Raw genomic sequence first — 23,236 nt, forward strand, 5'->3', positions numbered from 1 at the left:
CCGACCAGCATGAACCCTCGCGTATAGGAAGGTGAACTTTCGGGGAACGAGACGCCGTTCGGGCGGCCCGCCGGGCGGCGACCCTCGAAACGCCGCTTACGATCCGTGGTGTGGAGGTCGAAATCGTCGCGAGCCTGACGGGGCTTGCCGGGCTCGCGATCGGGCTCGCGACTGGATTGGCGGTGCGCGTGAGCGAGCGAGCCCAGCGGACGGCGTCTCTGGCGACGCCGGCCGGAGGCGTCCCACCGGGGGTCGCCTCGGTGCTCAGCGTCCTGCGGTCCTCGGCCGTCGTGCTGGACGCCGAAGACCGGGTACTGCGGGCCAGCTCGGCCGCCCGCGCGTTCGGCATGGTCAGCGGGGAGCGCCTCGTCGTCGACGAGCTGCTCGCCATGGCCCGGCTCGTCCGCCGCGACGGCGAGATCCGCGAGACGGAGATCCAGGTCGGCGAGACCCGCCGCCGGGGCAACGCGGAAGGCCGCTGGTTCGCGGTCCGCGTCGCGCCGCTCGGCTCCCACGGCCTCGTCCTCGTGCTCGCCGAGGACCTCACCGAGATGCGCCGCACGGAGGCCATCCGCCGCGATTTCGTCGCCAACGTCAGCCACGAGCTGAAGACTCCCGTCGGCGCCCTCTCGCTGCTCGCCGAGACCGTCGAGGGCGCCGCCGACGACCCCGAGGCCGTCCGCCGCTTCGCCGGGCGCATGCAGTACGAGTCCGTCCGGCTGACCAACCTCGTCCAGGACCTGATGACCCTGTCCCGCATCCAGGGCGACGAGCCGCTGCCCGAACTGCGGCCCGTCCGGCTCGACGAGATCACCGCCGAGGCCATCGACCGCTGCCAGATCAAGGCGTCCAGCAAGGACATCGAACTGGCCGCCGGCGGGCAGGAGGGCCTGCGGGTCCGCGGCGACGAGGAGCTGCTGATCACCGCGCTGCGCAACCTGATCGACAACGCCGTCGCCTACAGCCCCGAGCACACCCGGGTCGTCGTGTCCGCCCGCCGGTGCGAGGACCGGTACGTCGAGATCAACGTCACCGACCAGGGCATCGGCATCCCGGAGACGGAGATCGAGCGGATCTTCGAGCGGTTCTACCGGGTCGACCCCGCCCGCTCGCGCCAGACCGGCGGCACCGGCCTCGGCCTGGCCATCGTCAAGCACGTCACCACCAAGCACGGCGGCGAGGTGACGGTATGGAGCAAGGAGGGGTCCGGATCGACGTTCACGCTCCGGCTCCCGCTCCTCGATCCGCCCGTCCCCGCAGTCAGGCCCGTCGAGAGGGCAGCAATGGAAAACGCCCGGGAGGCAACACCGTGACCCGCGTGCTCGTCGTTGAAGACGAGGAGTCGTTCAGCGACGCACTGTCGTACAACCTGCGCAAGGAGGGCTTCGAGGTCGCCGTCGCGGCCACCGGGCCCGACGCGCTGGACATCTTCGAGCGCAACGGTGCCGACCTCGTGCTGCTCGACCTGATGCTGCCCGGCCTCCCGGGCACCGAGGTCTGCCGGGAGCTGCGCACCAGGTCCAGCGTGCCGGTGATCATGCTCACCGCCAAGGACAGCGAGGTCGACAAGGTCGTCGGCCTCGAACTCGGCGCCGACGACTACGTCACCAAGCCGTTCTCCACCCGCGAGCTCATCGCCCGCATGCGCGCGGTGCTGCGGCGCCAGGGCGAGGTCGAGGAGCTGGCCCCCGCCACCCTGGAGGCCGGCCCGGTCCGGATGGACGTGGAACGGCACGTGGTCAGCGTCGGCGGCGCCCCCGTCCAGCTCCCCCTGAAGGAGTTCGAGCTGCTGGAGGTGCTGCTCCGCAACGCGGGCCGCGTGCTGACCCGCATGCAGCTGATCGACCGCGTCTGGGGCGCCGACTACGTCGGCGACACCAAGACCCTGGACGTCCACATCAAGCGCCTGCGCGCCAAGATCGAGGCGACCCCGTCCTCCCCGCGCTACATCGTCACCGTCCGCGGCCTGGGCTACAAGTTCGAGCCCTGATGAGGATGTGGAACGGCCCGTACGGCGAGTGCCGTACGGGCCGTTCCGTCGTTCGGGGCCGGGGCCTTACGGGGTGGCCGAGCCGGTGGGGGTCGGCGTCGCGCCGCCCGTGCCGGAACCGCCGGACACGGTCGGGGACGGCGACGCGCCGCCGGTCGGCGTCGCCTCGGTCCCCGGCGCGGCCGGGTACGTCTCGTACTCGCCCTGCTGCGGGATCACCGGCACCTGGACCTGCACGGAACCGGCCTGCTCGAACTGCAGCGTCACCATGATCTGCTCGCCGCCGACCAGCTGCTGCGCCGCGCCGGTCAGCACGACCAGCGGGCCCGTGGCCGTGGCCGGCGACGGCAGGGTGGCGGCCCGCGGCGGCGCCGACGGCGTGTTGCTGGACTCCTGCGACGGGTTCGCGCTCGGCACCTCGCCCGCGCCCGTGGGGGTCGGCGAGACGGGGGTGCCGGTCGCGCCCGGGGTCTCGGTGGCGCCCGGCGACTTCTTGCCCTTCTTCGGCGACGGGCTCGCGCTCGCGGGCGCGCTCGGAGCGATCGTCTGCCCGATCAGCTTTACCGCGCCGCCCACACCCGACGCTGCCGCGGCCGGGATCACGATGCCGCCGCCCTGCAGCTTCACCTGCGAGAAGGCCGGCGAGCTCACCGAGATCAGCTTGTCCGGACGGCCCTTCACCTGGTTGACGATCGTCGCGTACAGCGGCGCGGCGCCGCCCGCCGGCAGCGTCTGGCCCGGCTTCGGCCCCAGCACGAACAGGTTGCGCACGTCGATCTGCGCCGCCGCCGGCTTGTTCGACGGGACGGACGCGTTGACGCCCTCCGTCAGCTGGGTGGGAGCGGAGGTCTGAGGTTCCTCGCCGGCGCCGCAGCCGGAGATCACCGGTGCGATCGCGACGGCGCCCGCGACGGCGAGCGCGACCACTCGACGGCTGTTTCGGATCACGGCGTCGGTCTCCTCGCGAAAAAAGGGGTGTTGAAAGGGTCCAGGTGGCGTGAGATACGCCAGGGGAAGCGTAGCGAGGTCCCTGCCCGAACCCGGATCCGGGGTGGCGACACGGCCGGAAAATGTCAGCCGTATCTCAGCGATTTGACCTTCTGGGAGAGGTCCGGACCGGGGGTCGCGCCCGCGACGACGTTCTTGACGACGCCGTCCGGCTGGACGAACACGGCGGTGAGCGCGGAGCCCGCCGCCGGCGCCGGGGCGTAGGTGCCCGCCAGCAGGGCCTTCGAGTCCTCCAGGATCTCCGCCGTGCCGTCGTGGGCCGTGCCCGCGCACGCCTTGATGTCCTTGAGCGAGACCGGCTCCCGCCCGGCCGCCGCCCGCGGATCGGCCACCAGGAGGAACCGGACCCCGTACTCGTGCGCGCTGCCCGCCAGCGCGGCCACGACGCCCGGGCACTCCGCGCCCGGCGGCACGATGCCGAACACCGCGGGCCGCAGGTCGCGCAGGTCCCTGGCGTCCTTGTCGCGGTTCACCACGTTCACGGCCCCGGCCGGCAGCAGCCCGCCGATCTCGCCCGGCGCCGCGGTGGGGCTCGGGGCCAGCGCGACGCCCTTCGGACGCGGCGCCGGGCGCGGCCCGAACGCCGTCATCAGCGCCCCGCTGATCAGCGCGACCAGCAGCGCCCCGGCGATGATCGGGATGGCGACGCCGAACCGGGTGACCGGGCGGGCGACCCGCCGCAGCCGCCTGCGGCGCCGGCGGCGGCGCTCCTCGCGGCGGTAGGCGAGCACGTCGCGGTCCAGCTCACGGGCGTCGTCCGGCACGACGACGTCGACGTGCGGGAGCCCGTAGTCATCGGGGTCGGGGTCGCCGTCCGGCCTCACGCCGCACCTCCCTCGCCGTCGCTCGCCGGCACCGCCTCGTCGCCCGCCACTGCCCGTTTCGGTCCCTTCCGGGCGCTTCGTACCCGCCCGGGGCGGCATGTTCACCTCCAGTATGGGGCGCATCCGCCCGATCGGCAGCGGGGACGCTTGTATCGCGAGGGGGGTTGGCGGTAGGGGCGTTCCGGGGGAGACTGGTGGTGCTCCGGTCACGCTGAGTGCGGGGAACTGGTGCCTGATGCACCATTAAAGAGCTTTGTCAACACCCCAATATGCGGCTTGACCTGCGGATATGTCGGGAAGGCCGGTTCAGCCACGCTGGTTTCCGTGCTACCCTGGTCCTAGCGGAAGGGGTACTTGTCACATGACTTTCCAGGTCGGCGACACCGTCGTCTACCCCCACCATGGGGCTGCTCGGATCGAGGCCATCGAGACTCGCACCATCAAAGGTGAGGAAAAGACCTATCTGGTCTTGAAGGTCGACAAGGGCGACCTGACAGTGCAGGTTCCGGTCGAGAACGTCGAGGACGTGGGCGTCCGGGACGTCGTCGGCCAGGAGGGTCTGGAGAAGGTGTTCGAGGTGCTTCGCGCACCCTACACCGAGGAGCCCACCAACTGGTCGCGCCGGTACAAGGCGAATCTCGAGAAGCTCGCCTCCGGCGACGTGAACAAGGTCGCCGAGGTCGTTCGCGACCTCTGGCGGCGCGACAAGGAGCGCGGCCTGTCGGCGGGCGAGAAGCGCATGCTCGCCAAGGCGCGCCAGATCCTGGTCAGCGAGCTCGCGCTCGCCGAGAAGACCAACGAGGACAAGGCCGAGGCCCTGCTCGACGAGGTCCTGGCCAGCTGAGTTGAGCGCACGGATTCCACGGGTGGGCGTCGGCACCGACGTCCACCCGTTCTCGTCGGAGCCGCGCCCCCTCCGAGTCGCGGGGCTCGAATGGCCCGAGGAGGGCCACGGCCTGGCCGGGCATTCCGACGGCGACGTCGCCGCGCACGCCGCGTGCGACGCCCTGCTGTCGGCCTGCGGTCTTGGTGATCTCGGCGCCGTGTTCGGCACCTCCGACCCGCGCTGGGCCGGGGCGTCCGGGGTCGACCTGCTGCGCGAGGTCGCCCGCCTCGCCGCCGACGCCGGCTTCACCATCGGGAACGTCGCCGTCCAGGTCATCGGCAACCGGCCCAAGATCGGCAAGCGCCGCGCCGAAGCGGAGAAGGTCCTCGGCGAGGCGCTGGGCGGCGCCCCGGTGAGCGTCTCCGCCACCACCACGGACGGTCTCGGCATGACCGGCCGCGGTGAGGGGCTGGCCGCCATGGCCACCGCCCTGGTCGTCCCCGACTCCTGATCTCCCTGCCCCGTCGCGGCGGCGCATAGCGGGCTTCTCGGGGCTTAACGGTGCGCCGTCCTGGATCATCGCGGCGAAGATGCGGGTGAGCGGCTTCCTGGCTGGCTAGGGTCGCCTTGAAGGCCCACCCCGCAAGGCGTTCACCCCGGAACGAGAGTCATGCCATCTGATCCCACGCGCCCCGGCGGTCCCCGCTACAGCCCGGCCCAGCGGCGGCTGCTCACCGCGACCGCCGGCCTCGTCGTCGTGCTGGCGGCCGGCGCCTACGTGCTGACCTATCCCGTCCTGCGCGAGCTCGCGCTGGCCGGACGGGCGAGCCGCCGGTGGGCGCCGGTCTACCCGGTGATGGCCGACGCGCTCACCGCCATGACGATCCTCGCGCTGGTGGTCGCGCGGAACGCCCGCTGGTGGAGCAGGCTCCTGCGCTGGGTCCTGCTCCTGCTCCTGGTGGCCGGGGCCGCCGCTGCCGCCGTCCAGCACGCCGTGTGGGGGTTCGGCTCGCTGCCGCGCGACTCCGTCCGCGCGGGCGTGGCCGTGGCGCCGCACGTGATGCTGGTGATCGCGGTCTGGCTGTGGCTGACGATGATCAAGCAGGTCCGGGTGTCCCGCCCCGCCGCGGACGAGCCCGGGCCCGTCGAGACGCAGCGCGGCCACGTCAAGGTGCTCCCGGCTCTGGAGGCGCCCGCCGCGCTGGAGGCACCGGCGGCCGAGGAGGAGGAGCACGGCTTCGAGGAGGAGCGCGCGTACGAGCCGCGCCCCCGCCCGCTGGACCTGCTGCCCCTCGCCTCGTCCGAACCCGAGCACGAGATCGAGCATGCGACCGTCCACGAGTACGGGGCGGCACGCGACCACGAGTACGAGGTGCCGCACGGCCACCGGCCGGACCTCGACCACGATGACGAGCCGATCTCCCGGCACGACGTGACCCGCGAGGACGACTACGCGGGCGCGCGCGGGCACGACGACGATGACGAGTATGCGCAGGGCCGTGAGGTGACCCGCGAGGACGACTACGCGGGGGCGCGCGCCGCCGCGCGTGAGGGCTACGGCGTGACCCGCGAGGGCTACGGCGACGCCGACGACGAGCAGGACTACGACCTCGACTACGCAGAGGAGTACGAGCGCGAACCGTCTCCTCCGCTCGATCCGCTGCCCGAGCCCCGGCCCGCGCCCGCGCTGCTGCCCACCGACGTCGAACTGGTCAGGAGCCGCGACGCCGCTGACCCGGAGCCGGGCGAGAAGGCCCGGACGACCCGTCCCGACATCGTCGTCCCCGGCCCCGAGGCCGCCGGCGGCGTTGGGGGTGCCGACGGCACGCAGGACGCCGACGAGGCCGACACTGCCGACAGCACTGCCGACACCGACGACGGCGCGGAGGAGCAGGACGGCCCGCCCGCCGACCGGGCCGAGGACCCGGACGCGGGCGACGACGGCGACGCCCCGCCGGTCCCGCGCGTCCCGCGCCCGTCGCCCAGCCCGGAGGACGAGCGGGAGTCCGGCGAGGGCCGCATCTGGGACTGGAACCCGCCGCCGTCCGGCAACTTCCGCAGCGGCCCCACGCCTCCCGTGGAGTGATCGCCGGCCCCGGGCGCGTCCCGCGTGGGCGGGGCCGGATGCGGGCCGCCCGCGGCCGGTCAGAACGCGGAACACTGGGGAAGATATGTCTCCATGACAACGGTTTCGTGGGTGGAGCTGGACGAGGACGACGGCTTCGGCGTCGAGAACCTCCCGTACGGCGTGTTCTCGCGGCCTGGGGAGATGCCGCGCGTGGGCGTGGCGATCGGCGCGTACGTTCTCGACCTCGCGGGGCTGTCGGCCGCCGGGCTGGTGGAGGACCGGCACTACTTCGCGTCCGGTTCGCTCAACGCGTTCATGGTGGCGGGGCGCGCCGCCTGGCAGGCCAACCGCGCCCGCCTCACCGAACTGCTGACGGACGCGGCGCACCGCCCGCAGGTGGAACCGCACCTGATCCCGCTGGCGGACGTGGAGGTGCTCCGCCCGATCGAGGTCGCCGACTACGTGGACTTCTACTCGTCCGAGCACCACGCGGCCAACGTCGGGAGGATCTTCCGGCCGCAGGGCGAGCCGCTCAAGCCGAACTGGAAGCGGCTGCCGGTCGGCTACCACGGGCGCGCCGGGACGGTGTACCCGTCGGGCACGCCGATCATCCGGCCGTCCGGGCAGCGCATGACCGGGGTGAGCGAGCCGGAGCCGTCGTACGGGCCGTCGCTGCGGCTGGACTTCGAGGCGGAGGTCGGGTTCGTCGCGGGCGTCCCGTCGGTGCCGGGACGGGGCGTGCCGACCGGCGCCTTCCGCGATCACGTGTTCGGGTTCCTGCTGGTCAACGACTGGAGCGCGCGCGATCTGCAGGCATGGGAGTCGCAGCCGCTCGGGCCGTTCCTCAGCAAGTCGTTCGCGACGTCGATCTCCCCGTGGGTGGTGCCGGTCGCCGCGCTGGAGCACGCGCGGGTGGACCCGCCCGTCCAGGATCCGGAGCCGCTCGGCTACCTGCGCTGCGCCGAGCCGTGGGGCCTGGACCTGCGGCTCGAGGTCCTGATCAACGGGCAGGTCGTGTCCGAGCCGCCGTTCGCCGGGATGTACTGGACGGCGCCGCAGCAGCTCGCGCACGCCACGGTGAACGGCGCGCCGCTGCGCACGGGCGACCTGTTCGCGTCCGGGACGGTGTCGGGGCCGGAGCGCGGCCAGCGCGGCTGCCTGCTGGAGCTCGGCTGGAACGGCCGCGAGCCGCTGGACCTCGGTGACGGGACGAAGCGAACGTTCCTGGAGGACGGCGACACGGTGACGATCCGGGCGACGGCCCCGGGCGCGTCGGGGTCGGTCATCTCGCTCGGCGAGGTCGTTGGCACGGTGCATCCGGCGCTGACCTGACGGCCCGGTTATCCACAGAACGACGTTCTGCTGCTGTGCGCCGCGCGTGGCCTCGAACATGGAGGCGTCGGGGTCGGCGGGCGCCGTCGCGACACGGGTGAAGACGTACCGTAAGGGGACGAAGGCGTCCCCGATGGGAGGCGGCGATGCCGTACTACAGGGCCGTGGGGGAGATCCCGCGGAAGCGTCACGTGCAGTTCCGGCGGCCGGACGGCGGCCTGTACGCCGAGGAGCTGATGGGCGAGGAGGGCTTCACGTCCGACTCCAGCCTGCTGTACCACCGGCACGCCCCGACGGCGATCACCAAGAGCGAGGGCGTGCGGGACGGGCCCGCCGACGGCGCCGCGCTCACCCCGAACCATCCGCTGCAGCCGCGCGCGTACCGCACCCAGGACCTGCCCGAGGGCGGTGACGCGGTCCTCGGCCGGCAGGTCCTGTTCGGCAACGACGACGTCACGCTCTCGTTCGTCGCGGCGGACTCCACCAGCGAGCTGTACCGGAACTCGGCCGGCGCCGAGGTCGTGTACGTCCAGTCCGGACGGGCGAGGGTCGAGACGACCTACGGGGCGCTCGACGTCGGCGAGGGCGACTACGTGGTCATCCCGACCGGGACCATCCACCGGTGGGTACTGCCGGAACGGGGCGGCGGGGCCTCCCTCAACGCGCTCGTCATCGAGGCCAGAGGCCACATCAGGCCGCCGAAGCGGTACCTGTCGCAGTACGGGCAGTTCCTGGAGCACGCCCCCTACAGCGAGCGCGACCTGCGCGGCCCGTCCGAACCGCTCCTGGTGGACGGCGGCGAGGTGCCGGTCCTCGTCCGCAACCGGAACGGGCTGTCCCGCCTGACCTACCTGCGGCACCCGTTCGACGTCGTCGGCTGGGACGGCTACCTGTACCCCTACGTCTTCAACATCAACGACTTCGAGCCCATCGTGAAGCGGACGCACGCGCCGCCGCCCGTCCACCAGACGTTCGAGGGCCCGGGGTTCGTGATCTGCTCGTTCTGCCCGCGTCCCCTCGACTTCGACGATCAGGCCGTGCCGATCCCGTACAACCACCACAACGTGGACAGCGACGAGATGATGTTCTACGTCGCCGGGGACTACTCGGCCCGCAAGGGCTCGGGCATCGGCATCGGCTCGATCTCGCTGCATCCGTCGGGGTTCACGCACGGGCCGCAGCCGGGCGCCGTCGAGGCGGTCGTGGAGGCGGCGCGGCAGGGGCACGACCGCACCACGGAGATGGCCGTCATGATCGACACGTTCCGGCCGCTGCGGCTGGGCGCGGCGGCGCGCCGATGCGAGGACCCGGAGTACGCGTGGACGTGGGCGCGCACCTCCGGCCAGCGGGAGGGCGATGGCTGAGCCGCCCGGTCTCGGCGAGCCGGTATGGACCTTCGACGCACGGCCGGCCCGGCGCCGTGCGCTCACCTGGCTGGCAGCGCTCGCGGCGGCCGTGGCCGTGCTTGTCCCGCTCGCCGTCGCCGCCTTCCTGTCCGGCCGAGCCTGGGCCGGCGCGCCGCTCACCGTGATCGCCATGGTCTGCGCCGCGGCCGCCGGCTGGATCGCGGGCCGGGGCATCGTGTGGAAACGCGCCCCCGTCGTACGCCTGTTCACCGGTGGCCTCCTGGTGTCCCCGGCTCCCGGCGCCGACGGCGCCGCCCTGACGTCCGCCCGTCGCGCGAGTGGGGACGGCGTCACATGGGGAGACCGCGCCCCGCAGGGGACGCTCGCGACCCGCGGGCCGGGCGGCGATGCCGGTGCGTTCGCATGGGACGACCTGGTCTCGGTGACGGTCTCCGGCGTCCACCTCTGGGGCGGGGCTCCGGCGTCGTCCAGCGGCTCGACCCTGGGCGCGGGCGGCTCCGGGCCGGCCGGCGGGACGCGATGGCGCTTCACGGTCGTGAGCTCGGACGGACGCGTCCTGCGCTTCGGCGACGAACTCCCGGGCGTGCGGGCGCTCGGCGAGGTGATCTCCGCCGAGGTGACGCGCCGCGCGGTGCCCCGGCATCTCGCGTCGGTCAAGGCGGGCGAGGCCGTGCGGCTGGGGCCCTTCACCGTCGACCTGGACGGCGTCGAGAAGGACGGGCAGCGGGTCCCGTGGCAGGCGGTCCGCGAGGTCGGGATCGGGGACGGGCTGGTGACCGTGCGCTCGTACGGCGCCCGTCCCGACCTGGCCGCGGTCGCCGGCCACATGCCCGACGCCCTGCCTTTCACCCTCCTCTGCGACCACATCAAAGAACTGCTCGGCCCCCACTAACCCCCGCCCAACCACCGAACACACCGCCGCTCAACCGCTGAACAACCGCCGCGTGCGCTGCTGTTCGGGTGCAGTGCGCGGTGGTCTTGCGGCGTTGGCCGCCGGGCTCTTCGGACGCTGCGGGGCCGGCCGGGTGAGACCACGTGTCGGTGGGCTTGAGTACGGCGGACCGGCATTGGGGTGCCGGCCGCCCTCCGGAAGTCGCTCGGCAATCCGAAGATTTCTTTGGGAAGGATGTCGAGGAACCGGCCGCGGCTCCGATCCCTGGGTGAAGGGCGGCCGCGAGAGGCCGCGCCACCAGAACGAGGAGACACCGTGAAGTACATGTTGCTGATCTTCAACCGGCCGGGGTTCGTGGAGGAGCTGACCGAGCAGGAGCGGCAGGAGCTGTTCGGTGAGGTCGACGAGATCATGAAGGAGATCACCGAGCGCGGCGAGCTGGTGGTGACCGAGGCGCTCGCCGACCCGTCCACCACCCGGGTCGTCCGGCAGAAGGACGGGCTGCCCGCCGTGACCGACGGCCCGTTCCTGGAGGCGAAGGAGCACCTCGCCGGCTACCTCACCGTCGACTGCGACAGCCTGGAGCGGGCCGTCGAGATCGCCTCGCGGTGGCCGGACGTGCGGTTCGGCGGGCGCATGGAGGTCCGCCCCGTCATGCACCACGCGGGGAGCGAGATGTGACCGTGCCCGTCGCGGTCGAGGACCTGCTGCGCGAGCTGGCGCCGCAGGTCCTCGGGACCCTCGTCCGGCGGCACGGCGCGTTCGACGCGTGCGAGGACGCCGTCCAGGAGGCGCTGCTCGCCGCCGCCGTCCAGTGGCCGGAGGAGGGCGTCCCGGAGAACCCGCGCGGCTGGCTGCTGACCGTCGCGACGCGCCGCCTCACCGACCAGTGGCGCAGCGAGCGCGCGCGCCGCGACCGGGAGGCCGCCGTCGCGCTGCGCGAGGTGCCCACCGGCGACGAGGCTCCCGGCGAGGACCGTCCCGGCGACCGCGACGACACGCTGACCTTGCTGTTCCTCTGCTGCCATCCGGCGCTGACACCGTCCTCGCAGGTCGCGCTCACCCTCCGCGCGGTGGGCGGGCTGACCACCGCGCAGATCGCGCGGGCGTTCCTGGTGCCGGAGGCGACGATGGCGCAGCGGATCAGCCGGGCGAAGCAGCGGATCAAGGCGACCGGCGCGCGGTTCGCCCCGCCGCCGCCGGCCGAGCGCGACGAGCGGATCCGCGCCGTCCTGCACGTCCTGTACCTGATCTTCAACGAGGGGTACACCGCCTCCAGCGGCCCGGACCTGCAGCGCGCCGACCTCACGGCGGAGGCGGTCCGGCTGGCCAGGGCGGTGCACGGGCTGCTGCCCGGGGACGGGGAGGTCACCGGGCTGCTCGCCCTGATGCTCCTGACCGACGCCCGCCGGCCCGCCCGTACCGGCGCGGACGGGCTGCTCGTCCCGCTGTCCGAGCAGGACAGGACGCGCTGGGACGCCGGGGCGATCGCCGAGGGCGCCCGCCTGATCACCGACGCCCTCACCTGGTCGCCGCCCGGTCCGTACCAGGTGCAGGCCGCGATCGCCGCCGTCCACGCGGAGGCCGCGCGCCCGGAGGACACCGACTGGCCGCAGATCCTCGCCCTGTACCGGCTGCTGTCGCACCTTGCGCCGAACCCGATGGTCACGCTGAACGAGGCCGTCGCGCTCGCGATGGTGCACGGCCCCCGCGCGGGCCTGGACCTGCTGGCGACCCTGGACGGCGACGAGCGCCTGTCCGAGCACCACCGGCTCGCGGCCGTCCGGGCCCACCTGCTGGAGCAGGCGGGTGACACGGCCGCCGCCCGCCGCGCCTACCGGGAGGCCGCCCGCGGCACCACGAGCCTCCCCGAACAGCGCTACCTCGAAGCCCGCATCGCACGACTCGACGGAGAAGACCACCATGGAAACGACGACGCGAACCCTTGACGTCCCAGGAGCCTCCCTGCACTACGAGGTGCGCGGGTCCGGGCCCGTCCTGCTGCTGATCTGCGGCGGGATCTACGACGCGGCGGGCTACTCCGGCCTCGCCGGCCTGCTCGCCGACCGGTACACGGTCGTCACCTACGACCGGCGCGGCAACTCGCGCAGCCCGCTCACCGGCCCGCCCGAGCGCCAGGAGATCGCCGTCCACGCCGACGACGCGTCCCGGCTGCTCGGCGCGGTGGCCGGCGGCCCCGCCCTCGTGTTCGGCAACAGCTCCGGCGCGCAGATCGCGCTCGAGCTGGCGGCGCGGCATCCCGAGCAGGTCCGCGCGGTCGTCGCGCACGAGCCGCCGCTGCTCGGGCTGCTGCCGGACGCAGACCACTGGGAGTCGGTCATCGCGGAGGTCGAGCGCGCCTACCGGGACGGCGGCGTCGGCCCGGCGATGGGCGTCTTCGGTGCCGCCATGGGCATGTCCGGCGGCGACGAGGCCGAGGCCGAAAGTGCGGGCGAGGCCGGGAGCGCGGGGGCGGCCGCCGAGACCTCGGAGGCGCCGAGTCCCGAGATGCTGGAGATGTTCGCGCGCTTCGAGAAGAACACCGACTTCTTCGCCGGCTACGAGGTGCCCGGCTTCGGCCGCCACGCCCTCGACGTCGGGAGGCTGCGCGAGTCGCCCGTCCGGATCACGGTCGCCGTCGGCGCCGCGTCCGCCGGCGAGCCGCCCCACCGGGCCGGTCTCGCCCTGGCCGAGCTCCTCGGCAGGCCCGCCGAGACCTACCCGGGCGACCACGGCGGCTTCGGTGCCGAGGCCCCCGCCTTCGCCGCCCGCCTCGCCGAGACCTTCTCCTCCTGATGCCGGGCACCGCCCGCGGCCCCCTCCTGGCTCGTATGGAGGGGGCCGGCGGATCAGGGTGCGGGTGCGCGAGAGTCCGCGCGGGCAGGGGCCTATCCAATAACCTGTGGCTGTGAGTCTGCGCCTTTACGACACCGGTACCCGTAGCGTCCGCACGTTCGAGCCCCTCGAAGAGGGCCGCGTGGGGATGTACGTGTGTGGTGCGACGCCGCAGGCCTCTCCGCACATCGGGCATCTCCGGTCCGGTGTCATCTACGACGTGCTGCTGCGGTGGCTGCGCGCGTCCGGCTACGAGGTGACGTTCGCCCGGAACGTCACCGACGTCGACGACAAGATCATCGCGGTGGCGGCGGAGCGGGGCGTGCCGTGGTTCGCGGTCGCCGAGGGCAACCAGCGGGTCTTCACGCAGGGCTACGACCTGCTCGGCTGCCTGCCGCCGACGATCGAGCCGCGCGCCACCGGGCACGTCCCGGAGATGATCGTGCTGATCCGGCGGCTGATCGAGAACGGGCACGCCTACACGGCGGCCGGCGACGTGTACTTCGACGTGAAGTCCTGGGCCGACCACTACGGGGAGCTGTCGAACCAGCGGCTGGAGAACATGCGGCCGACCGGCGACACCCCGAACGAGGACGCCAAGCGCGACCCGCGCGACTTCGCCCTGTGGAAGGGCGCCAAGCCCGGCGAGCCGTCCTGGGAGACGCCGTGGGGCGACGGGCGCCCCGGCTGGCACCTGGAGTGCTCGGCGATGGCGACCAAGTACCTCGGCCCCGTCTTCGACATCCACGGCGGCGGCGTGGACCTGATCTTCCCACACCACGAGAACGAGATCGCCCAGTCGCGCGCGGCGGGCGACGGGTTCGCGCGGTACTGGCTGCACAACGGGCTGCTGACCGTGGACGGCGAGAAGATGAGCAAGTCCGTCGGGAACGTGGTGCTGCTCCCCGACCTGCTCGGGAAGGCCCGTCCGGCGGAGATCCGGTACTACCTGGCCTCGGCGCACTACCGCTCGCTGATGGACTTCACCGACGCCGCGCTGGCCGAGGCGGTGTCGGCCTACCAGCGCATCGAGGGGTTCGTCACGCGGGCGAGCGAGGTCGTCGGCGCGGGGGAGCCGGCGGGTTCGATGCCTGAGGCGTTCGCGGCCGCGATGAACGACGACCTGGGCGTCCCGCAGGCTCTCGCGGCGCTGCACGAGACCGTCCGGGAGGGCAACAGCGCGCTGGCGGCCGGCGACGAGGACGCGGTCCGCGGGCATCTGGCGTCCGTCCGGGCGATGGCCGGGGCGCTGGGCCTCGACCCCCTGTCGGAGCAGTGGAGCCAGGCCGGCGGCGACGACCTGCGGCCCGTCGTGGACGCCCTGGTCGCGGTGGCCCTGGAGCAGCGGCAGGCGGCGCGGGCCCGCAAGGACTACGCGTCCGCCGACGCCATCCGCGACGGCCTCGCCGACGCCGGGATCGTCGTCGAGGACACCCCGCACGGCGCCCGCTGGGAACTGAAGCGCGACTGATCTCGCCGGAGCCGCGGCCCTGACCTGCCCGGAGCTGGGGCCCTGACCTCGCCGAACCAGGGCTCCGGCCCGGAACCGCCGCCCTCCCCGGCGGGCGGTTCCGCTCGGCGGGCGTCGCGCACTGGCCGCGGCGGATAAAATGGCATGTTCGCGGGCGCCCGCATGTGCGCGCCCCGGAGTTTTCCAGCCGCCCGACAGCCGCGAGGGCGAGCACGCAATCGTCGCGAGGGGCGTACCGAACAATGGCCAAGCGCAAGGGCAAGGGGCCCACCCCCAAGGCCGAGGACCGGCACTGGCACGGCAAGCGCCAGAAGGCGCGCGCCGTCAAGAGCGCCAAGCGGACCGGCACCCAGACCCTGGGCCCGGCCGCGCGCGCGGCGCGGGCCGCCGAGGGCCGTCCCACCACGGGCCGTCCGGCCGGAGCGCGCCGCGCGAACGGCGAGGTCCCCGAGCTGGTCACCGGCCGCAACCCGGTCGTGGAGGCGCTGCGCGCCGGGGTGCCCGGCAGCACGCTGTACGTGTCGTCGGGCACGGACGAGCGGGTCCGCGAGTCGATCCAGATCGCCGCCGACCGCGGCATCCCGCTGCTGGAGACCGGCAAGAACGAGCTGGACCGGCTCACCGACGGAGCCGTCCACCAGGGCATCGCTCTGCAGGTCAGGCCGTACCGGTACGCGCATCCGGACGACCTGCTCACCGGGACGTCCCCGCTGATCGTCGCGGTCGACGGGATCACCGACCCGCGCAACCTCGGCGCGATCGTCCGGTCCGCGGCGGCGTTCGGCGCCACCGGAGTGGTGGTGCCGGAGCGGCGCGCCGCCGGGGTGAACGCGGGCGCGTGGAAGTCGTCCGCGGGGACGCTCGCGACGGTCCCGGTGGCGCAGGCGACGAACCTGGCGCGGCAGCTGAAGGCGTACCAGAAGGCCGGCTGCTTCGTCGCCGGCCTGGACGCGCGCGGCGGCGTGGCCGTCGGCGACATGGAGATCGCGACGGGCCCGTTCGTGCTGGTCGTGGGCTCGGAGGGCAAGGGCCTCGGACGGCTCGTCGCCGACACCTGCGACATGCTCGTGACGATCCCGATGCCGGGCGAGGCGGAGTCGCTGAACGCCGGGGTGGCCGCGGGCATCGCGCTGTACGAGGTCAGCCGCCTGCGATCCTGACGGCTCCCCGCCCCTGACGCCCGCTTGCCCGGGCGCCCCGGAAGCCGCGCCGCCCCGGACGTCTCAACGGCGCCCGGGGGCGGGAGGCGGTCAGGAGGCGGCGTTCCCGAGGCGTTCCTCGAGCGTGGCGGTGAACTCGGCGCGATCGTTGGTGCGCGGGTACGGCTCGTCCGGGACGGGGACGCCGAGGAACGCGCAGAGCGGCTCCCACCCGTGCGCGGCCTCGAACTCCAGGAGCCGTCCCGTCGGGATCTCGCGGCGCACCGCCTCGTTGTGCTCGTTGAACGTCCTGATCGCGTGGTCCTCCTCGGTCCGGCCGCCGAGGACGCCCTCCCAGACGATGCGGCGGGCGACGTCGCGCATCGCGACGAGTTCCGGCGGCGCACCGTCGAACTTCGCCCTGTGCGACTGGAAGATGGTGTCGCGCGCGCTCTGGAACCAGCGTTCGGGGTCGCGGACGGTGAGGATGACCTTCGCCTCGGGGTAGTGGCGGGTGAGCTCCCGCCAGTACGCGGCGCCGGGCCAGTCGACCGTCGCGCGGTAGCCGTCGTAGACGCGGTCCCAGTCGGGGGTTCCCGTCTCGGCGACCTCCTGCCACAGGCCGATCTGTGCGGGGTCCTCGAACAGGGCCTTCATGTGGTGGCACGGGCCGAATCCGAGCCGTTCCAGGGCGGTCCGCAGGGAGAGCGTGCCGGTCCGGCCGAATCCGACGCCGATGACCTGAAGCAAGGGGAGCTCCTCTCGATCGGTTGCCGAAGCCAGCGTCTGCCGGGTGCCCGGGGCCCGCAAGGGACACGTTCCGTTCCCGGCCGACAGCGTGTGGTCACGTGCCGGGCACAGTGGCGGGGATCACTCTCTTTCCGTAAATAATCTCAACGTTCAGAGGATTGACGGTCAGGTAAGCCTCGTGCTGTTATCTCAACGTTGAGATAACCGATGAAGGGTGATCCAGATGACCGCCATCGCGGCACCCCGGTCCCTGCGCAGCCGCTACGCCGCCGACCTCGGCCTCGCGGCGCTGGCGCCCGCGAGCTGGGGCACCACCTACGTCGTCACCACCACGCTGCTGCCCGACGGCCGCCCCCTGCTGGCCGCCACGATGCGCGCGCTGCCCGCCGGGCTGGTGCTCCTCGCCGCCAACCGCCGCCTCCCGAAGGGGTCCTGGTGGTGGAAGTCCGCCGTCCTCGGCGTCCTCAACTTCGGCGCGTTCTTCCCGCTGATCTTCTTCGCCGCGTACCGGCTGCCCGGCGGTGTCGCCGCCACCATCGGCTCCGTCCAGCCGCTGGTCGTCGCGGTGCTGTCGGTGCTCGTCCTGCACGCCAGCCCCGCCCGCGCCGTGCTGTACTCGGCGATCGCCGGCACCGGCGGCGTCGCGCTGCTGACCCTGACCGGCGACGCCCGCCTCGACCCGCTCGGCATCGGCGCCATGCTCACCGCCACCTCGCTGATGGCCACGGCGATCGTGCTCGCCAAGAAGTGGGGGCGGCCCGAGTCCCCGATCGTCATGACGGGCTGGCAGCTCACCGTCGGCGGGCTCGTCCTCGCCCCTCTCACGCTCGCGGTCGAAGGCGTCCCCACGTCGCTGACCGGGCAGAACGTCCTCGGCTTCCTCTACCTCGGCATCGTCGGGACCGCGATCGCCTACGCGCTGTGGTTCCGCGGCATCGACCGGCTGCCGCCCACCTCGGTCTCCCTGCTCGGCCTCACCAACCCGATGGTCGCGACCCTCGCCGGCCTGGTGATCCTCGGCCAGACCCTCACCGGCTGGCAGGTCGTCGGGTTCACCGTCGCCCTCGGCGCCCTCGTCGCCGGCCAGGCCCTCAACCGCCGGTCATGACCCGCTCCGGGCGCCCTGCCGCACGCTGAGGCGCCGCCGCTCCAGGAACGCGATCTCAAGCTCGTCCTGTGTGCGCGCGAGCGCCTCACCGTAGGCCGCGGCGGCCTCCGCATTCCGCCCCGACCTCCGCAGCAGATCCGCACGGATCGCATGGAACAGGTAATAGCGGTTCAGATCCAGCCCCTCGACCAGCGCGAGCGCCGCGTCCACCCCCTCGACCTCCGCCACCGCGACCGCCCGGTTCAGCGCCACCACCGGGCTCGGTGCCACCGCCATCAGCTGGTCGTACAGCGCGAGCACCTGCCGCCAGTCCGTCGGCGGACGGCTGTGCACCGCGTTGATCGCCGCCTGGATCTGGTACGGCCCCGGACGGTTCCGCCGCAGGCACCACCGCACCAGCTCCCGGCCCTCTTCCGCCATCGCCCCGTCCCACGACTCCGGATCCTGGTCGGCGAGCAGCACCAGCTCGCCGTCCCGCACCCGCGCCGCACGCCGCGACTCCACCAGCAGCATCAGCGCCAGCAGCCCGCGCACCTCCGGCTCGTCCGGCATCAGCTCCAGCAGCACCCGGCCCAGCCGGATCGCCTCCGCCGCCGTCCCCTCCCGCCGGTACCCCTCGTTGAACACCAGGTAGACCACCGCCAGGACCCCCGCCAGCCGCCGCGGAAGGTCCTCGGCCGCCGGCACCCGGTACGGGATCCGCGCATCCCGAATCTTCGCCTTCGCCCGTACCAGCCGCTGCGCCATCGTCTTCTCCGGCACCAGGAATGCCCGCGCGACCTCCGCCGTCGACAGCCCGCCCACCATCCGCAACGTCAACGCGACCCGCGTCGCCATCCCCAGCGCCGGATGGCAGCACGTGAACAGCAGCCGCAACCGGTCGTCCCCTATCGCCGGCTCCGCCTCCACCGGACCGCTCAGCAGCGCCGCCTGCGCGTGCTTCCCCGGCCGCGCGCCCTCCCGCCGCAGCCGGTCGATCGCCCGGTTCCGCGCCGTCGTGATGATCCACCCCGCCGGGCTCGGCGGCGGACCGTCCACCGGCCAGCGCCGCACCGCCTCGGCGAACGCGTCCTGCACGGCCTCCTCCGCGACGTCCAGATCCCCGAACGCCCGGACCAGCACCGCCACCGCGCGTCCGTGCTCCTCCCGGAACGCCCGCTCGACGTCGTCAGCACTCACCCTGGAAGGGTCGCACCTCCACCGGCAGCCCCGTCACCCGCGAATACCGCCCGGCCCACCACAGCGCCTCGTCCTGGCTCTCCATCTTGACGATGGTCAACCCGCCGACGTGCTCCTTGCTCTCGGTGTACGGCCCGTCCGTCGCGATCACGTCATCGCCCTCGACACGCACCACGGCGCTGTCGCCCGGCTCCTGCAGCGGGCAGCCGAACACCCACGCCTCCGAGAGCTCCAGCTCCCGCCGGATCTCGCCGAGCTGCGCCATCACCTTCTCCAGCTCCTCCGGCGGCGGCTTCTCGCCGACGGGCTGGATGATGTTGAACACGTACCGCTTCATGCGTCCTCCAGTTTCCGATAGGTCGCGATGACGACACCCGTCGTCGTCGTGACGGTGTTCACCAGCCGCAGATTCTCCGAGAATCCCGTGAACAACCGCCGTCCCGTCCCCAGCACCACCGGATGGATCAGCAGCAGGTACACGTTCACGAGCCCCAGCCGCGCGAGCGATCGGACGAGCTCCCCGCTGCCGTGCACCGTGAGCCCCTCCTCTCGCTCCTTGATCCCCGCGACCGCCTCCACGTCGTCCACGAGCACCGAGTTCTCCCACGGCAGCGGCTCCCGCAACGTCCGCGACACGACGTACTTCCGCGTCCGGTTCAGGACCTCGGTGTACGGGTTGTCCTTCCGGGCGGGCCACACCTCGCGGAAGTCGTCGTACGTCCGCCGGCCGAGCAGGATCGCCCCGCCACCGCCCATCCGCTTGCCCATCTCGGAGGCCATGACCTCGTCATTCCCGGGAATCCCCCAACCACCGTGCGGGAACCCGTCCCGTTCGTCCTCGTCCGCCCGCGCCGGCGCCTGCATCACGCCGTCGAGCGTCACGTGCTCCACCACAGTCAGGTTCCCCACGAGCCGATCTCCTCACCTACGGCCGGCCCACCGCCGACCCCTCGCCCCCTATACGAAGACCGTCCCCCCGGATCGACACCGACCCGGAAAATCTCCCCACTCCCGCGTCAGCCTCTCCGGCAGATGGACTGGCCGCCGGATTCCCGCCGCACACGACCTCTCCGCGAAGCCCTCACCGCTCCGGTCGCACTCCGGCAAACCCGCCCACCATCGCGTCCCTTATCGGGCAATTCCGCCTGATATTGCGCTCCCATTCGCCCTCCCGCGTGGACGCCGGGAAACCACGGCTTCCGTGCTGGCGGGCCCGTGACACCACTCTCACCAAGGTAAACGCCAGGTTAACGCGCCACGTCGCATTACTGCCGCCAGGGGAAACGCACCCCGCCACGGAAAGTCCTACAAGCCAGGGAGCACACATGCGCATCATCGCTTTCGCCGCCATCGCCGGTGCCGGCGTCCTCGGCCTCGCCGCCTGCGACCCCGCCGCGGGCACCACGCCCGAGACCCAGACCAGCGCGAAAGCCGCGGGCAAGACGTCCGGCAAGCCCAAGGCCGTACCGATCAAGCTCGTCGCCAAGCGCGCACACGCCTCCAAGTCCGTCCTGTCGGACGGAGGCGCCCTTTCATGCGTGAAGGTGACGGTCACCAACCAGACCAAGAAGTCCGTCGAGGTGAACCCGCTGTACTTCAGCATCACCGACTCCAAAGGCGTCAAGCACGCGGTGGACGAGGCGATGGGCGAGTACAACGGGGAGATCGATGCGACCACCCTCGCCCCTCACGAGAAGGCCGTCGGGCTGGTCTGCGGCAAGGGAAAATTCGTCCCGAAGATTCTCGCAATGACCAATCCGCTGTTCAACGAGGCCGCCCGAGCCGAAGTCGCCTGACGGACTCGCGCCCCGCCCCGCCGGGCGGGGCGCGAGACGAACGCCGGCGGCACCAGGAGATCTCGAACAGGCCGGCTCATGGCGCGGTCGTTGACGGCGCGGCTTCGTCGTGGGCTTGGACGTGGCGGAGGAACGCCTCGGCGAGAGCGGTCACGTGGCGGCGGTTCCAGATGAGGACGTGCGGCCGGTGGAGCGCAGGCCGGGTGAGGCGGATCGTCGTGAGGAAGGTGCCGGCACGGGCGACGGCGGCCTCCGGTAGCAGGGCGACGGCGCGGCTGTGACGAAGCAGGTCGGTGAGCGTGTTGAGGTCGTTGGTCTCCGCCTGGACCCGAGGGGCGAAGCCGACCTCGGCGCAGGCCGTCTCCAAGGCCGCGCGCAGCCCGGTCCCGTGGGTGAGGGTGAGGAAGGGCTGGTCTTCGAGATCGGCGAGCGTGGCGGGAGGGGACTGGGCGAGCGGATGGCCGGGGGCCGCGGCCAGCACGAGGGGTTCGGTGCCGACGGTCTGGGACGCCAGCATGTGCGGGAGGTGCCGTCCGGCGGGCCCGGCCGGGAGCCGGTCGGCGGACAGGCTGATCAGTGCCGCGTCGAGGGCGCCCGAGGAGACGTCCTGGGTGAGGACCTCGGGGTCACCGGTCCGCAAGGTGAGACGGACCCGGGGGTGGCGGTGCTGGAAGTCGCCGAGGCGCGTGGTGAGCCACACCGGTGGGCACGGGACGGTGCCGACGGCGAGGCGTCCGGCGAGGTGGCCGTGCAGGGTCGCGATCGCGTCCCGCCCGGCCGCGGTGGCTTCGAGGGCCGCCCGGGCATGGGGAAGGAAGGCCTCGCCCACAGGGGTGAGCCGGATGGGGCGGTCGGAGCGGTCGAAGAGGCGGTGGCCCAGCTCGCGTTCGAGCTGAGCGATCTGCTGGCTGATGGCCGGCTGCGCCACATGGACGCGGGCGGCCGCCCGGGTGAAGCTCGACTCCTCGACGATCGCAACGAAGTAGGCGAGTTGCCGCAGCTCCATAAGTGCTCCTTATGTAACCCCATAACGTTCATATCTTGGGCTTTTCGGGAGCCGATCGGCAAGATGGGCTGTGAGAGCGGCCGCCGGGCCGCTCACCGACCCGGACGGGAGCAGGTCCCATGTCCAGAGAACACCGCGACGAGGTACGGCGGCCGTCGACGGGAAGGCAGACGCTGTTGGTGTGGATCGCGGTGCTGCCCACCCTCACGGCCGTCCAGGTGGCTCTCGGAGCCGTCCTCGAAGGGCTTCCCGCGATAGTGCGGCCCATGATCGTCGCCACCGTCGTGGTGCCGATCGTGATGCTGCTGGTGATGCCGCGGCTGCTGCGGCTGAACGAGCGGTTCGGCGCCAGGCGGCCGGCACCGAACAAGCCCGAGCCCGACTCGACCCCCGGGGCGGCGTGAACTCCCGGAATCACCGGACACGGAAATCCACCCCGGGACCTTTCCACCGCAGGTTTCCGCCGCTAGAGATCCTTCTCCCGAGATGAGCGATCGGACACTCCGCCGGACGCCGTCGCCCTGAACGTCAGCGACATGCGGGAGCAAATCTGGCCGCCAGCGTTCTCGGCTGATAAGCCCGCCTCTCGGCGGCATGTGCTCGAGTCATGGATGAGGGCGGTTGGAGGGTGGTCGCAGCGCGGTGATGAAGGAAGTCTTGGCGCTGGTACACGCCTGGCGGTCGTCCGGGCACCGGGCGGCGAGTTCGCGTTTGAGCCGGTTGTAGTCGGCGCGGGCACGGGAGTCGTTGCGCACAAGGTCACGGAAGGCCAGCCAGCGTTCCCACTGGGCATCATCGTGCTGAACGTCATCGCCGCACTGTTGCCGCGGGGTTACATCTTCCGTGGCGACAAAGGCGATCAGGGAGGGTCGCTGTTCGTCCTGGAGGACCGTCCGGCGCACAGAATCGCCCATGTTGCCGCGGCTGACACCGGGAGCGAGCGCGACGGCTATGTCGAGGATGGGCTTGGCGCTCAGCCCGGGAACCGAGGTGGAGCCGACATGCTTAACCGCTATCGCCATCGACCCGAGCGCCTTTCCAGCTTGCTTGCAATCGACTCGAAAGCCGCAGACCACCGTGGGTCACTGAGTTTCCCACCTCAACTGACCGGCGCCCACGCAGCACGCTCCGAGCGCCGCCGTCCGTTGACTGGGAGGCAGAGACACTGCGGCTTACGCACGCGGTGAAGAGGATCAAGGAGCAGCGGTCGGAAGACTCGCGTCGTGCTCACTGAACTGAAGACGGCAAGCCACGGCGGGCCCTCGTGCTCACACCGGAGATTCTGGCCAAGCTCCGCAAGCTGCACTCCGACCAGGCCAGGGCTCGGCTCACCTCGGCGAAGCGTGGCAGGACCACGGCCTGATCTTCCCGTCCGAGGTCGGCGCGCCTACCGACCGGACGCCTTTTTCACACTGCCAAGCGGGCGGGGCTCGGTCACTGGCATCCACATAGGCAGCGGAACTCGGGCGCCTCCCTGATGCCGGCGCAGGGGGCGCCGCTGCACGTGGTGTCGGAGACCTCCGGGGCATGCGGGCATCGCGATCACGAAGGACACGTCCGGGCATCTGGCCATGGACGACGAGCGAGCGGCGGCGGCCATGAGAGGCGCACTGTTCGGCGGCTGAATCCCGTGGCTCCCACAATG

The 23,236-nt window shown here is 72.4% G+C and carries 24 protein-coding genes; 16 read left to right on the plus strand and 8 right to left on the minus strand.

The genetic code is table 11. The features are described 5' to 3' along the window. Positions 1 to 110 precede the first annotated feature (110 nt). Together J4557_RS40990 and J4557_RS40995 are read left to right on the plus strand one after the other, a co-directional pair. Positions 111 to 1,313 (plus strand): sensor histidine kinase, encoded by a 1,203-nt coding sequence (locus J4557_RS40990; protein WP_208272226.1) that lies wholly within the window; start codon positions 111 to 113, stop codon positions 1,311 to 1,313. A gap of 5 nt (positions 1,314 to 1,318) precedes the next feature. Further along, complete coding sequence (locus J4557_RS40995) at positions 1,319 to 1,990, plus strand: winged helix-turn-helix domain-containing protein (protein ID WP_486303378.1); 672 nt, start codon at positions 1,319 to 1,321, stop codon at positions 1,988 to 1,990. A gap of 66 nt (positions 1,991 to 2,056) precedes the next feature. On the opposite strand, the gene J4557_RS41000 is transcribed toward J4557_RS40995, so the two are convergent. Next, positions 2,057 to 2,938: a copper chaperone PCu(A)C gene (locus tag J4557_RS41000; protein WP_208272227.1), complete on the minus strand. Its 882-nt coding sequence runs from the start codon at positions 2,936 to 2,938 to the stop codon at positions 2,057 to 2,059. A 125-nt stretch (positions 2,939 to 3,063) separates the two neighbouring features. Next, positions 3,064 to 3,822 carry a hypothetical protein gene (locus J4557_RS41005; protein ID WP_208272228.1) on the minus strand — a complete coding sequence of 253 codons (759 nt, stop codon included), beginning with the start codon at positions 3,820 to 3,822 and terminating at the stop codon, positions 3,064 to 3,066. Between the two features lie 361 nt (positions 3,823 to 4,183). Between J4557_RS41005 and J4557_RS41010 the strand changes: the two genes are divergently transcribed. The 11 genes from J4557_RS41010 (at position 4,184) to rlmB (ending at position 15,773) form a co-directional block, all read left to right on the plus strand. Then, positions 4,184 to 4,666: a CarD family transcriptional regulator gene (locus J4557_RS41010; protein ID WP_067459337.1), complete on the plus strand. Its 483-nt coding sequence runs from the start codon at positions 4,184 to 4,186 to the stop codon at positions 4,664 to 4,666. A 22-nt stretch (positions 4,667 to 4,688) separates the two neighbouring features. After that, positions 4,689 to 5,159, plus strand: coding sequence for a 2-C-methyl-D-erythritol 2,4-cyclodiphosphate synthase (ispF, locus tag J4557_RS41015; RefSeq protein WP_208272229.1), 471 nt, complete (start codon positions 4,689 to 4,691; stop codon positions 5,157 to 5,159). 159 nt (positions 5,160 to 5,318) lie between these two features. Then, positions 5,319 to 6,734 (plus strand): DUF2637 domain-containing protein, encoded by a 1,416-nt coding sequence (locus J4557_RS41020; protein WP_208272230.1) that lies wholly within the window; start codon positions 5,319 to 5,321, stop codon positions 6,732 to 6,734. Between the two features lie 93 nt (positions 6,735 to 6,827). Next, entirely contained in the window at positions 6,828 to 8,048 is a 1,221-nt protein-coding gene (fahA, locus tag J4557_RS41025; protein ID WP_208272231.1) for a fumarylacetoacetase, read from the plus strand. Between the two features lie 146 nt (positions 8,049 to 8,194). Beyond that, positions 8,195 to 9,412 carry a homogentisate 1,2-dioxygenase gene (locus J4557_RS41030; RefSeq protein WP_208272232.1) on the plus strand — a complete coding sequence of 406 codons (1,218 nt, stop codon included), beginning with the start codon at positions 8,195 to 8,197 and terminating at the stop codon, positions 9,410 to 9,412. Beyond that, on the plus strand, positions 9,405 to 10,307 hold the full coding sequence (locus J4557_RS41035) for a DUF6585 family protein (protein ID WP_208272233.1): 903 nt from the start codon (positions 9,405 to 9,407) through the stop codon (positions 10,305 to 10,307). The genes J4557_RS41030 and J4557_RS41035 overlap by 8 nt, the downstream gene beginning before the upstream one ends. 324 nt (positions 10,308 to 10,631) lie before the next feature. After that, a complete protein-coding gene (locus J4557_RS41040; protein WP_208272274.1) occupies positions 10,632 to 10,988 on the plus strand; it encodes a YciI family protein in 357 nt (118 codons plus the stop codon). Between the two features lie 2 nt (positions 10,989 to 10,990). Beyond that, entirely contained in the window at positions 10,991 to 12,256 is a 1,266-nt protein-coding gene (locus tag J4557_RS41045) for an RNA polymerase sigma factor (RefSeq protein ID WP_208272275.1), read from the plus strand. Further along, positions 12,231 to 13,103: an alpha/beta fold hydrolase gene (locus J4557_RS41050; RefSeq protein ID WP_208272234.1), complete on the plus strand. Its 873-nt coding sequence runs from the start codon at positions 12,231 to 12,233 to the stop codon at positions 13,101 to 13,103. Before J4557_RS41045 ends, J4557_RS41050 begins: the two co-directional genes overlap by 26 nt. 112 nt (positions 13,104 to 13,215) lie before the next feature. Further along, positions 13,216 to 14,613: a cysteine--tRNA ligase gene (gene cysS, locus J4557_RS41055; protein ID WP_208272235.1), complete on the plus strand. Its 1,398-nt coding sequence runs from the start codon at positions 13,216 to 13,218 to the stop codon at positions 14,611 to 14,613. A gap of 242 nt (positions 14,614 to 14,855) precedes the next feature. Continuing rightward, the gene (gene rlmB, locus J4557_RS41060) at positions 14,856 to 15,773 is read left to right on the plus strand and encodes a 23S rRNA (guanosine(2251)-2'-O)-methyltransferase RlmB (protein ID WP_208272236.1); all 918 of its coding nucleotides are present in this window, start codon (positions 14,856 to 14,858) and stop codon (positions 15,771 to 15,773) included. 90 nt (positions 15,774 to 15,863) lie between these two features. Here the strand turns inward: rlmB and J4557_RS41065 are convergent, their stop codons facing one another. Then, positions 15,864 to 16,502: a sulfotransferase family protein gene (locus tag J4557_RS41065; protein ID WP_208272237.1), complete on the minus strand. Its 639-nt coding sequence runs from the start codon at positions 16,500 to 16,502 to the stop codon at positions 15,864 to 15,866. A gap of 223 nt (positions 16,503 to 16,725) precedes the next feature. On the opposite strand from J4557_RS41065, the gene J4557_RS41070 reads away from it, so the two are divergent. After that, positions 16,726 to 17,610, plus strand: coding sequence for an EamA family transporter (locus tag J4557_RS41070; protein WP_208272238.1), 885 nt, complete (start codon positions 16,726 to 16,728; stop codon positions 17,608 to 17,610). On the opposite strand, the gene J4557_RS41075 is transcribed toward J4557_RS41070, so the two are convergent. Genes J4557_RS41075 through J4557_RS41085 form a run of 3 tightly spaced genes read right to left on the minus strand, consistent with a single transcriptional unit; the run spans position 17,605 to position 19,698 of the window. After that, a complete protein-coding gene (locus J4557_RS41075; RefSeq protein WP_208272239.1) occupies positions 17,605 to 18,789 on the minus strand; it encodes an RNA polymerase sigma factor in 1,185 nt (394 codons plus the stop codon). The genes J4557_RS41070 and J4557_RS41075 overlap by 6 nt on opposite strands. Beyond that, positions 18,779 to 19,126 carry a YciI family protein gene (locus J4557_RS41080; protein ID WP_208272240.1) on the minus strand — a complete coding sequence of 116 codons (348 nt, stop codon included), beginning with the start codon at positions 19,124 to 19,126 and terminating at the stop codon, positions 18,779 to 18,781. Before J4557_RS41080 ends, J4557_RS41075 begins: the two co-directional genes overlap by 11 nt. Next, on the minus strand, positions 19,123 to 19,698 hold the full coding sequence (locus J4557_RS41085; RefSeq protein ID WP_208272241.1) for a dihydrofolate reductase family protein: 576 nt from the start codon (positions 19,696 to 19,698) through the stop codon (positions 19,123 to 19,125). The genes J4557_RS41080 and J4557_RS41085 overlap by 4 nt, the downstream gene beginning before the upstream one ends. 416 nt (positions 19,699 to 20,114) lie before the next feature. Between J4557_RS41085 and J4557_RS41090 the strand changes: the two genes are divergently transcribed. Further along, positions 20,115 to 20,585 (plus strand): DUF4352 domain-containing protein, encoded by a 471-nt coding sequence (locus J4557_RS41090; protein ID WP_208272242.1) that lies wholly within the window; start codon positions 20,115 to 20,117, stop codon positions 20,583 to 20,585. Positions 20,586 to 20,661: 76 nt separating this feature from the next. On the opposite strand, the gene J4557_RS41095 is transcribed toward J4557_RS41090, so the two are convergent. Next, complete coding sequence (locus tag J4557_RS41095) at positions 20,662 to 21,591, minus strand: LysR family transcriptional regulator (protein WP_208272243.1); 930 nt, start codon at positions 21,589 to 21,591, stop codon at positions 20,662 to 20,664. 119 nt (positions 21,592 to 21,710) lie between these two features. Here J4557_RS41095 and J4557_RS41100 point away from each other — a divergent pair, with 119 nt between their 5' ends. Beyond that, positions 21,711 to 21,995, plus strand: a complete 285-nt coding sequence (locus tag J4557_RS41100) for a putative antibiotic biosynthesis monooxygenase (protein ID WP_208272244.1) — start codon at positions 21,711 to 21,713, stop codon at positions 21,993 to 21,995. A 201-nt stretch (positions 21,996 to 22,196) separates the two neighbouring features. Here J4557_RS41100 and J4557_RS41105 read toward each other — a convergent pair whose 3' ends face one another. Then, positions 22,197 to 22,613 (minus strand): GrpB family protein, encoded by a 417-nt coding sequence (locus tag J4557_RS41105; protein ID WP_208272245.1) that lies wholly within the window; start codon positions 22,611 to 22,613, stop codon positions 22,197 to 22,199. Between the last annotated feature and the right edge of the window lie 623 nt (positions 22,614 to 23,236).

Source organism: Actinomadura nitritigenes (genome assembly GCF_017573545.1).
Classification (GTDB): Bacteria; Actinomycetota; Actinomycetes; order Streptosporangiales; family Streptosporangiaceae; genus Spirillospora; species Spirillospora nitritigenes.